The following is a 9,618-nucleotide window of genomic DNA, read 5'->3' as shown; positions in this document are numbered from 1 at the left end:
CTTACCAAAAGCTACGCCAACGGCGAGAGGAGCAAGCCTCTTATAAGCTTCACTATTTGCCTTTACGCCAATCTTTACTGCATTTAGGCAAGCATCTCTGTTTGCATGCCAATACTTTTATCTACATATCACTATATAGGTAAAAATACTCTAGCTTATTGTCAAAACAGCAAAGTGGATGTGGATTATACACGAATAAATGTAAAAGATTTATTAAAGCATTATGTTTTATATAAGATAATCTGTTTTTACTCTTTTTTGCCACAGCCTAATCCCACAAAACACTCACCCCATACTCATGATTTAAGACTATATACTTATTGTAATGGATTTTTTTGCCATACTTTTTGCTCAGAAGCTCTACTTCAATAGTTTCATTTTCTAAAAGAGAGCGCACCTCTTTATATGTAAGCCACTTTCCATATTTTGCAAGTGAGTTCTGCCAGATACGAAAGTCGCACGAAGCATCATCTCTGAGCTCGAACATCTCGCCATCCTCGGTTTTCCAGTGAGCGTTGCTGCAGGCATAGAGCTTGACCTTTTTGCCGCGAACCTCTTTGTCACGCACCTCAATGGAACCATCCTCGCAATATGGGCATCTGCCTAAGATCATAACAATCTCCTCATATTCAATAAACATCGAAATTTTGAGAATATTACTATTTTTAATCAATTTGTCTAAATATTATTGCATTTTGTCATGTTTTTATCATTTAAATAAACATTTTTTGTGCTTGTTTAATTAGCAAATATGAAGTTGTTTTGTATATAATGTTCGTTAAATAAATAGTTATGCTACAGAGCAAGGAAAAATTAAATGGATATAAGAAAATTACTCAATGGAATAGGAATAAAAGTATTTGTTGAATATTTTCAATACTTTAATAATTTAAGTTATGAAGTAGCTGATATAATAGAAATATTACCAAGCAAATATACAGAAAAATCAAGAAGATCTAGAATTAGTAAAGCTAGAACTCTTATTAAAGAAAATCGTGTACAAGAAGCACTAGATTATATTCTAGAGTCACAAAGAATAAGTGAAGAGATAAAGAATCAAGCTGTCAATACAATTAAGGCATAGCAAATAGTATGATTGTAACAATATAAAGCAAATTTTTTAAATTGAAATTAAATAAGAGGGAAGAAAATGACAAAATTTATAGTAGCTAGCACGATATTAACAATTATATTCAGTGGCTGTACTGCAAAAATTGAACATATGCCAGGAAGCATTGAAAAATCTAAATATGCACCAATTAATTCTGAAGAACAATATGGCTTAGTAAGTTATCTTAATGGTGGTGCATCTTCTGTAAGAGAAGCCAGAAGAGAAGATGCTTACAAAAAAATGTATGAAGCTTGCAGTGGTAAATATAAAATCATTGATGAATCAAATAAAAATAGTGGTGCTATGTTTATTTCAAATGGAAATGGTGGTGGTTTTATGGCGAATACAAATAAAATATACATTAAATTTATTTGTGTAAAATAAGTACCATAATCTTTAATAACAATGTTAAATATGACTTGTCGTCTTCAAATACCATCGGGTAAAAAGGCGTTTTAATTTGCCTTAGAACGCGGTGTTATTTCAAAAAAATATCAATTCTGCTAAAATTCCGCTCATGAATATATATGAAGATAAATTTCAAGCGAGCATAAAGAACACTCTTTTTTACAAACTCTCGCCGAGTGAGCAGGAGTTTATAAGCTCCAAAGCCCATCTGCACAGATTTTCTCATCAGGAGATAAAACAGATCATCGACATAGCAAGAGACCTTGAGATGTGGAATGAAAAAAGCATCATAGAGATATTTCCAGAACATTCACAGAAAAAAGTTGTTTTCTCAAGGCTGAAAAAAGCGTACGAAGAGCTGCGAAGCAAGCCAAACTCCTACAACGGTTTCGAGCTTAAAAACCAGAGAGATGAACAGAAGTTCACCTTTAAAACCGAAGCAAAAGATGGGTTCGGGCTTGGGCTTTGTCCCGTTGCATCAGAGAAGACTAGGTGCTGTAACCTTCTTACTCTTGATGCAGTTGAGAGTTGCGGTTTTGACTGCTCTTACTGCTCAATACAATCATTTTATAATCAAAACACCATCACATTTGATAGTGACTTTGCCACAAAACTAAAAAACCTAAAACTTGAAAAAAATAGAACTTACCATATCGGGACGGGTCAAGCTTCCGACTCTCTTATGTGGGGCAACAGAGAGGGTATTTTAGATGCACTCTTTCTTTTTGCAAGGCAAAATCCAAACGTTATTTTAGAGTTTAAGACAAAATCCGATAATATCAAATACTTTTTAGAGAACGAAGTTCCTAAAAATATACTCTGTACTTGGTCGTTAAATACGCAGACTATTATAGAAAATGAGGAGCATTTAACAGCCTCTTTAAGTAAACGCATCGGCGCGGCAAGAAGAGTAGCAGACAAAGGGGTAAAGGTTGGCTTTCATTTTCACCCTATTGTTGAGTATGATAATTATTTAAATGAGTATGAAGAGGTTTACTCTCGGCTGATAAAAGAGTTTAAAGCAGACGAAGTTGCGCTTGTTAGTTTTGGAACGCTTACATTTATAAAGCCGGTTATCAAGCAGTTAAGAGAGCGGGATTTTAGAAGTAAAATCACCCAGATGCCCCTTGAGGATGCAAGCGGCAAAAGTTCGTATCCAACTGCAACAAAGGTAGAGATGTTTATACATGCTTATGAGAGTTTTACCCCTTGGCACAAGGAGGTCTTTTTTTATCTCTGCATGGAAGAGCATGAGATGTGGAGTAAGGCATTTGGTTACCAATACTCGACAAACAATGATTTTGAGAGAGCAATGCTTGGGGCCTATACAAAAAAACTAGAGATGGAGTTTTTAATATGAAGTTTTTATCCGACAATATGCTCTATATATATGTAACATCACTTATACTCTCCTCTTTATATGACACCATATTTATTAAAAAAGAGACAAAGCCAAATATAATGGTGCTCCATGAATCCCAAGAGATACCACAAAATAGCGCCTTATCGGCTAGTGATAGAAAAAGAGAGTTTAGCAATCTTGTAATCCCTGCCGTAGATAGAGTTTACGCTGAGCTTGAAGAGCAGTACAACGAAATCTCTGAAAATTTAACAAACAGAGTCTATCAAAAGAAAATATTACAGTTAAAAAAGATGTATAAAGTAGAGAGTGACGAAGAGCTTCTTATGGCTCTTAAACCTCATCCAAAAAGTATTGCCATAGCTCAGGCAGCGATGGAGAGTGCATGGGCAGAGTCACGCTTTTTTAAGGAGGCAAACAACCTCTATGGAATGTGGTCGGTAAATAAAAAAGGACCGAGAATAGCGGCATCTGAACAGAGAGGTAAAAGAGTCATCTGGCTAAAGAAGTATCCTAGCATAGAGGACTCAATCAGAGACTACTACAAAACACTTGCCCGCTCCAAAGCCTACAGAGACTTTAGAGAGCTTAAAATGCAGACCGATGACCCCTACCTGCTAGTAGAGAAACTTGAGCGTTACTCTGAGATAGGAGAAAAGTACGGTGAGGATTTAACTAAGATTATAAGGTATAACAAACTATATATTTATGATGAGTAGCTTTTAAACTAATCCAAGAAGTGCCACAAAGAGCACCGGCGGAGTTATAACGAGTCCGACTTTCATATACTCGCCCCACCCAATTTTCACTCCCCTCTTAGCTAGCACATGCAGCCATAAAAGAGTTGCCAGTGAGCCTATTGGAGTCATTTTCGGACCAAGATTTGAGCCTATGATATTTGCATAAACAAGTGCTTCATTTCCGATGTACCCGACCTGATCGATTGCTATATCCATAATCATAATAGTCGGCATATTGTTCATAACAGAGCTTATAACTGCCGAGAGAAATCCTGTTCCGACAATGGCAATAAACTCTCCATGAGTATTAAGCTCTCTTATCCAAGAAGCGATAATATTCGTCAAACCCTCATTTTTGAGACCGTAAACTACAACATACAGACCGATACTAAACCACACTACCTGCCAGGGTGCAGCTTTTATGGTCATAATTGGCTTTACCGCCTTATAGTAATTTGCAATCATTAAAAAAACCAGAGCGCCGCCCAGTGCAAAAAGAGAGATTGGCAGATGGTAGTAATCACCTATAAAGTAACCCGCCATCAACAGTGCGAGAAAAAACCAGCTTATCTTAAACATAGTTTTGTTTTTTATAACCGATGAAGCTTCTGGAAGTTTTGAGACATCAATCGTAAAAGGAATATCTTTACGAAAATATATCCATAAAACAGCGATGGAGGCGATAATGCTAAGAAGGTTAGGTAAAAACATATTTTTAGCATACTCAACAAAACCTATATCAAAATAACCAGCCGTTACTATGTTTGTAAGATTTGAGATAACAAGCGGATTTGACGCACTATCGCCGATAAAACCACCCGCCATCAAAAAAGCAAAGATTGCTAAAGGTTTCATTTTTAAGTACTTCATCTTAGCAAGAAGTATCGGTGTCAAGATTAATGCCGCTCCGTCATTTGCAAAAAATGCGGCAACAATTGCACCAAGAAGAAGTATATAAACAAACATCTTATGCCCGTTTCCGCCGCTTAATTTTGCCATCTTTATGGCTGCATACTCAAAAAAACCTATCTCATCTAGTATCATTGAGAGAAGGATTATCCCGATAAATGCCAAAGTTGCATCCCAGACGATATCTACTACACTTACAACATCACTAAAACTTACAACCCCGACGACAAGAGCCACAACCGCTCCCCCGACAGCAGTTGTGCCTATCTGCAAACCGCGTGGCTGCCAGATAATGAAAAGCAGAGTAACCAGAAAAACAGACATCGCAAGTGCCATGCAGACTCCTTTTTAAAAACAGAACTATAGCAGAATTAAATCTAAACATCAATATATCTTGATTTAGCAATGTTATTTAGCTACAATTTTGCAATTTCAACAAAGGGGATTGATGTGGATATCTTTTTAAAGAGTGTCTCAGCACTTAATGATGAGACAAGAGTTCTTCTGTTGCGCTTTTTGGATGAGCATGGGGAGACTTGTGTTTGCGATTTGCAAAGCTCTCTAGAGATGATCCAATCTCGCCTCTCAAGACATCTAAAAATCTTAAAAGAGGCAGGATTTTTGCGTGTAGAACGGCGCGGAACATGGGCGTACTACTCCATAAGAGCTCCGCTTGATCGCTTTAGAAGCGAAGCGTTACAAGAGATAAAATATCTTGACATAGAGCTTCCAAAGTTAAAAAAATCCTCTCAAAAAGGAGAGTGTAGCTTATGAATAAAAAAAACGTATTAATTTTATGTACTGCAAACAGCTGTCGCTCGATTATGGCAGAGGCGCTTTTAAATGCAAAACTGGGTGATTGCTTAGTAGCTCAAAGTTCAGGCGCTAAAGCAAGCGGCATGGTAAATCCAAATGCTAAAGCACTCTTAGAAGAAAAAGGTTACTGGAGAGACGAGTATCACTCCAAAGTTATAGAGACGGTTTTAGATACTTCTTTTGACTTAGTAGTTACCGTATGCGACCATGCAAAAGAGAACTGTCCTATGTTTCCTAAGAGCGTTAAAACAATCCATCTGGGGTTTGATGACCCAAGCGGCAAAGCAGAAGAGGAGTATGAGAAAACACTTCTTCTAATAGAAAAAGAGCTTCTACCGGTTGTAAAAAAAGAGTTATGCCATGTTTGATTGGCTGCACAATCTAGTCACTTGGCTTGTTTTTGATACTTTTGGATTAATTTCAAGCAGCCATCTTGGTAAAGCGGTACACTTTTTTATCTACGATACTATTAAAATCTTTATTTTGATTATGGTCATAATCTTCATTGTAACCATAATGAGAAGCTATTTTCCGGTTGAGAGAGCAAGAGAGTATATAAGCAAAAAGCACAAACTTACAGCTCATATACTAGCAGCTGTTTTTGGCGTTATGACTCCGTTTTGCTCCTGTAGCGCAGTTCCTCTATTTTTAGGATTTTTGCAAGCTAGAATCCCTCTTGGCGTAACATTTAGCTACCTAATATCAGCACCTTTAAGTGATGCGGTAGTAATAGCACTTCTTTTTTCTCTCTTTGGATGGAAAATAGCGCTGCTTTATGTAGGAGTAGGTCTTATAATCGCAATCATTGCAGGAGTAATAATAGGCGCTATGAACCTTGAAAAGGAGGTTCTAATAGAGGTAAAACCGATTGATGACTTATCGTACACTCAAGAGAGAGTGCTCTTTAGCAGCAGACTTAAAGAGGCGTGGGAGTACACTGTGGATATATTTAAAAAGATATATCTCTATGTTATCATAGGTGTTGGAATCGGAGCATTTATACACGGTTATGTTCCAACCGATTTTATAAGCAAGTATGCAGGAGGCGATGCATGGTATGCACCGGTTGTCGGGGTTGTTATGGGAATCCCGATGTACAGTAGTGCAGCGGGGATTTTACCTCTTATTGAAGTATTAACTCAAAAAGGGATGCTTCTTGGAACTGCTCTTAGCTTTATGATGGCGGTTGTAGCACTAAGCCTTCCTGAGGCGATGATACTAAAGAGAGTCTTATCTATGAAGCTAATAGCAATATTTTTTGGCGTGGTAGGTTTTGGGATACTTTTAGTCGGGTATCTATTTAATTTAATACTGTGAGGAGAGAATATGAAAATCGAAATTTTAGGAACAGGTTGTGCAAAGTGCAAAACGCTTGAAGCTGTGGTAAAAGAGGCTGTTGCAAAGAGTAAAAAGTTTGTCCAGATTGAAAAAGTAGATGATATTATGAAAATTATGGAGTATCAAGTTGTAAGCACTCCGGGACTTGTAATAGATAAAAAAGTGCTAAGCACCGGAAAAGTTCTTAGTGTAGATGAAGTTCTCTTGCTTATGGATAAAATGAGCTAATATCTAAAACTTAACCCTTTGTATATCTCAAAATAGGTATAATTTTGGACAACTACAAGGAAATACTTTGCAACAAAACCAACATTTAGAACTCGGACGCATAAACTGCCTCAAAGTTGATAGACACACACCTCACGGTATATTTTTAACAGCGCTTGATGAAAAAGATGTACTTCTACCACAAGCTTACGTAACAGACGAGATGCAAGAGGGAACTCTTTTGAAAGTTTTTTTATATACCGACTCTGAAGATAGACTTATAGCTACAACTCTTACACCAAAGGCGATGCTTGATGAGTTTGCGCTCTTTGAGGTGGTAGATGTTGCACCTTTTGGGGCATTTGTCGGATGGGGACTTGCAAAGGACCTATTTGTTCCAAATATGTTTCAAAAAGAGAAGTTCAAAATCGGCGAGAAAAGATTTCTAAAAGTCGTTTATGATGAAAAAACACACCGCCTTGTCGGAACCGAAAAACTAGGCAACTTCTTTGATAAAAAGCCAAAAGGGCTTGCTCCAAACAAAGAGGTAGATATTCTTATCATCGCAAAAACTCCGCTTGGCTTTAAGTGCATTGTCCAAGAGAAGTATGAGGGGCTTATCTATCACAACGAAATATTTCAAAAGATAGAGATTGGAAGCAAAAAAAGAGCGTATATAAAAACTGTAAGAAAAGATGGCTGCATAGATCTAACTCTTCAAGCTGGCGGAACAAAGCAAAAAGAGGAGTCTTGCCAAAAAGTCATGTCGCTTCTAAAGAGAAGCGGCGGCTCTATGCCATACAACTATAAAAGTGACCCAGAGTTGATTCAAAGTATCTTTGGCTTAAGCAAAAAAGCGTATAAACGCTCTCTTACAACTCTTCAGGAGAGTGGAGATATTGAGATAAAAGATAGTGGAATATACCTAAAGAGCTAATACGGTATAAAAACTACAAAAGCAAAACTGCAAAATTATGGCTTAACTATTATCTCTTTTTGGGTAATATGTCCTATTAAAAACGGAGAAACTACATGTCAGATATTAAAAAATGCAACTCGCTTGAAGAGGTTAGAGAAGAGATAGATAAGATAGATGATAAAATTGTAGATCTTATTTCCAAAAGAAGTCACCTTATTCGTCAAGCAGCCTCATTTAAAAACAGCATAGAAGAGGTTAAAGCTGAAGATAGAGTAGATTATATTCTGCAAAAAGTTCGTCACTCCGCAATTCAAGCAGGCGTATCACCCAATATGATATCTGACCTTTTTGAAACTATGATAAATGAAATGGTTGAGACGGAGATATCAGAATTTAGAAACAAACAAACATTTTAAAGCCTTTTATGAAACATATTTTTATACTACTTCTACTTACTTTTTACTCATACGCTTATGATGCTTTTATATCACCTGAGGAACTAAAAAATTCACTAAAAGATGAAAAATTAGTTCTCTTGGATGTAAGCTCTTTAGCTATGTATGAGAAGAGTCATATAGCAGGGGCTCTTCATGCGGATATATCCAAATTTACCAAAAGCAACTATGCTAGACTTGCCTCAGCTCAGAGCAAAAACGTACAAAATCAGTTTAAAAAACTTGGAATCAACAGAGATTCACATGTAGTTATCTACTCTAGAAGCTCAGATGAGGATTTTTTAAACTCAACATTTCTTGCTTTTACTATGATTGAACATGGCTTTGAGAATATATCTATTTTAGAGGGTGGCTATATGGCTTGGGTATTTAAATACCATACTCTTGTCTCCTCCAAAAAGAGTTCAGCTAAGAAAAAGGGAACATATAAAATAAAATATAATCCAACCTTCTCGGTAGGATTAGAGTATATCAAGACACAACAGCAAAATATTGTTGTAGTAGATGGCAGTGACAAAGTAGATAGTAGCAAAATATTTACAGATATCTCTTATATTATTGATAGAAGTTACAAGGATAATTTTTTTGACGACTTTACCCTTAGAAGTGATGATAATTTAGAAAGTTTTAGATCAAAACTAGATTTGTTCAATAATAAAAAGATAATAGTATATGATGAGAATATATTTAAAGCCTCTACTAACTGGTATATTTTATACAAAAAATTTAACTTTAAAAATGTAAAAATTTTAACTGCACTTAAAGATAAATAGCCTTTTTTTGTATTTTAGAGAGCGTTTAAAATTCCGTGTCAACTACATTTAGTAACATAAAGCTACACCTCTAAATATTTGTCCAGCCTCCCTTCGAAAAAGATGGCAAGTTGAGAAATTGTTAGTGACCAATTTCTCACTGGCATAGACCATTTTTTACTTGCATTTTGTATTCCCAGATAGAGTAATTTTAACAGTGAATTTTCATTTGGAAATGCACCTTTAGTTTTAGTAAGTTTTCTAAACTGGCGATGTACCGACTCTATAATATTTGTTGTATAAATTATCTTTCTTATCTCTGCTGGTACTTGAAAAAGATTGATAGATTATCCCACTTATTGTTCCAAGAGTTTATAACCAATGGATACTTTTTACCCCATTTTTCTTCAAGTTTGAGTAGCTCTGTCAACCACGGAGTTAAATTCGGCAGTTTTTCGTAAAAAAAATTACGAATTGTAACCTTAAGCGACGAGGGTTTATTTCATCCTGCCCTTTTTTACTAAGCAGCCTCGTATCAAGCTCAAGGTGCAGACCTTTATGGCTTTGTATATCGTAGATGTCCACTTTGTTGTCGGTTATGTC

The 9,618-nt window shown here is 36.2% G+C and carries 13 protein-coding genes and 1 pseudogene; 11 read left to right on the top strand and 3 right to left on the bottom strand.

The window, feature by feature from the left end; translation table 11 throughout:
* Nucleotides 1-268 precede the first annotated feature (268 nt).
* Complete coding sequence (locus tag M0Q20_RS10360) at nt 269-613, bottom strand: hypothetical protein (RefSeq protein ID WP_295061599.1); 345 nt, start codon at nt 611-613, stop codon at nt 269-271.
* 204 nt (nt 614-817) lie between these two features.
* Between M0Q20_RS10360 and M0Q20_RS10355 the strand changes: the two genes are divergently transcribed.
* The 4 genes from M0Q20_RS10355 (at nt 818) to M0Q20_RS10340 (ending at nt 3,598) form a co-directional block, all read left to right on the top strand.
* Nucleotides 818-1,084 (top strand): hypothetical protein, encoded by a 267-nt coding sequence (locus M0Q20_RS10355; RefSeq protein ID WP_295061596.1) that lies wholly within the window; start codon nt 818-820, stop codon nt 1,082-1,084.
* A gap of 66 nt (nt 1,085-1,150) precedes the next feature.
* Nucleotides 1,151-1,495, top strand: coding sequence for a hypothetical protein (locus M0Q20_RS10350; protein WP_295061593.1), 345 nt, complete (start codon nt 1,151-1,153; stop codon nt 1,493-1,495).
* Between the two features lie 133 nt (nt 1,496-1,628).
* Nucleotides 1,629-2,879: a spore photoproduct lyase family protein gene (locus tag M0Q20_RS10345; protein WP_295061591.1), complete on the top strand. Its 1,251-nt coding sequence runs from the start codon at nt 1,629-1,631 to the stop codon at nt 2,877-2,879.
* Entirely contained in the window at nt 2,876-3,598 is a 723-nt protein-coding gene (locus M0Q20_RS10340; protein ID WP_295061588.1) for a glucosaminidase domain-containing protein, read from the top strand. Before M0Q20_RS10345 ends, M0Q20_RS10340 begins: the two co-directional genes overlap by 4 nt.
* A gap of 3 nt (nt 3,599-3,601) precedes the next feature.
* Here M0Q20_RS10340 and M0Q20_RS10335 read toward each other — a convergent pair whose 3' ends face one another.
* Nucleotides 3,602-4,864, bottom strand: coding sequence for an arsenic transporter (locus M0Q20_RS10335; protein ID WP_295061585.1), 1,263 nt, complete (start codon nt 4,862-4,864; stop codon nt 3,602-3,604).
* Between the two features lie 114 nt (nt 4,865-4,978).
* Here M0Q20_RS10335 and M0Q20_RS10330 point away from each other — a divergent pair, with 114 nt between their 5' ends.
* From M0Q20_RS10330 to M0Q20_RS10300, 7 genes are all read left to right on the top strand, one after another.
* On the top strand, nt 4,979-5,302 hold the full coding sequence (locus M0Q20_RS10330) for a metalloregulator ArsR/SmtB family transcription factor (protein WP_295061582.1): 324 nt from the start codon (nt 4,979-4,981) through the stop codon (nt 5,300-5,302).
* On the top strand, nt 5,299-5,712 hold the full coding sequence (locus M0Q20_RS10325; protein WP_295061579.1) for an arsenate reductase ArsC: 414 nt from the start codon (nt 5,299-5,301) through the stop codon (nt 5,710-5,712). The genes M0Q20_RS10330 and M0Q20_RS10325 overlap by 4 nt, the downstream gene beginning before the upstream one ends.
* The gene (locus M0Q20_RS10320; RefSeq protein WP_295061576.1) at nt 5,705-6,661 is read left to right on the top strand and encodes a permease; all 957 of its coding nucleotides are present in this window, start codon (nt 5,705-5,707) and stop codon (nt 6,659-6,661) included. The genes M0Q20_RS10325 and M0Q20_RS10320 overlap by 8 nt, the downstream gene beginning before the upstream one ends.
* A 9-nt stretch (nt 6,662-6,670) precedes the next feature.
* Complete coding sequence (locus tag M0Q20_RS10315; protein WP_295061573.1) at nt 6,671-6,910, top strand: thioredoxin family protein; 240 nt, start codon at nt 6,671-6,673, stop codon at nt 6,908-6,910.
* A 67-nt stretch (nt 6,911-6,977) separates the two neighbouring features.
* Nucleotides 6,978-7,826 (top strand): S1-like domain-containing RNA-binding protein, encoded by an 849-nt coding sequence (locus tag M0Q20_RS10310; protein WP_295061570.1) that lies wholly within the window; start codon nt 6,978-6,980, stop codon nt 7,824-7,826.
* A 95-nt stretch (nt 7,827-7,921) separates the two neighbouring features.
* Complete coding sequence (locus M0Q20_RS10305; RefSeq protein ID WP_295061567.1) at nt 7,922-8,224, top strand: chorismate mutase; 303 nt, start codon at nt 7,922-7,924, stop codon at nt 8,222-8,224.
* Nucleotides 8,225-8,232: 8 nt separating this feature from the next.
* Nucleotides 8,233-9,036, top strand: coding sequence for a rhodanese-like domain-containing protein (locus M0Q20_RS10300; RefSeq protein ID WP_295061564.1), 804 nt, complete (start codon nt 8,233-8,235; stop codon nt 9,034-9,036).
* Nucleotides 9,037-9,098: 62 nt separating this feature from the next.
* Here the strand turns inward: M0Q20_RS10300 and M0Q20_RS10295 are convergent.
* Nucleotides 9,099-9,436, bottom strand: a pseudogene (locus M0Q20_RS10295) (transposase); the annotation flags it as partial.
* Nucleotides 9,437-9,618 lie beyond the last annotated feature (182 nt).

Origin of the sequence: Sulfurimonas sp., assembly GCF_023229025.1 — a bacterium.
Lineage (GTDB): Bacteria > Campylobacterota > Campylobacteria > Campylobacterales > Sulfurimonadaceae > Sulfurimonas.
Note: the sequence above shows the minus strand (reverse complement) of the source record. Positions and strands in the feature narration are given on the sequence as shown.

Excerpts from the sequence above, each read along its gene's own strand:
- M0Q20_RS10355 (WP_295061596.1), top strand. The coding sequence starts at position 818 with ATGGATATAAGAAAATTACTCAATGGAATAGGAATAAAAGTATTTGTT.
- M0Q20_RS10315 (WP_295061573.1), top strand. The coding sequence starts at position 6,671 with ATGAAAATCGAAATTTTAGGAACAGGTTGTGCAAAGTGCAAAACGCTT.
- M0Q20_RS10360 (WP_295061599.1), bottom strand. The coding sequence starts at position 613 with ATGATCTTAGGCAGATGCCCATATTGCGAGGATGGTTCCATTGAGGTG.
- M0Q20_RS10345 (WP_295061591.1), top strand. The coding sequence starts at position 1,629 with ATGAATATATATGAAGATAAATTTCAAGCGAGCATAAAGAACACTCTT.
- M0Q20_RS10325 (WP_295061579.1), top strand. The coding sequence starts at position 5,299 with ATGAATAAAAAAAACGTATTAATTTTATGTACTGCAAACAGCTGTCGC.
- M0Q20_RS10350 (WP_295061593.1), top strand. The coding sequence starts at position 1,151 with ATGACAAAATTTATAGTAGCTAGCACGATATTAACAATTATATTCAGT.
- M0Q20_RS10320 (WP_295061576.1), top strand. The coding sequence starts at position 5,705 with ATGTTTGATTGGCTGCACAATCTAGTCACTTGGCTTGTTTTTGATACT.
- M0Q20_RS10305 (WP_295061567.1), top strand. The coding sequence starts at position 7,922 with ATGTCAGATATTAAAAAATGCAACTCGCTTGAAGAGGTTAGAGAAGAG.
- M0Q20_RS10340 (WP_295061588.1), top strand. The coding sequence starts at position 2,876 with ATGAAGTTTTTATCCGACAATATGCTCTATATATATGTAACATCACTT.
- M0Q20_RS10300 (WP_295061564.1), top strand. The coding sequence starts at position 8,233 with ATGAAACATATTTTTATACTACTTCTACTTACTTTTTACTCATACGCT.
- M0Q20_RS10335 (WP_295061585.1), bottom strand. The coding sequence starts at position 4,864 with ATGGCACTTGCGATGTCTGTTTTTCTGGTTACTCTGCTTTTCATTATC.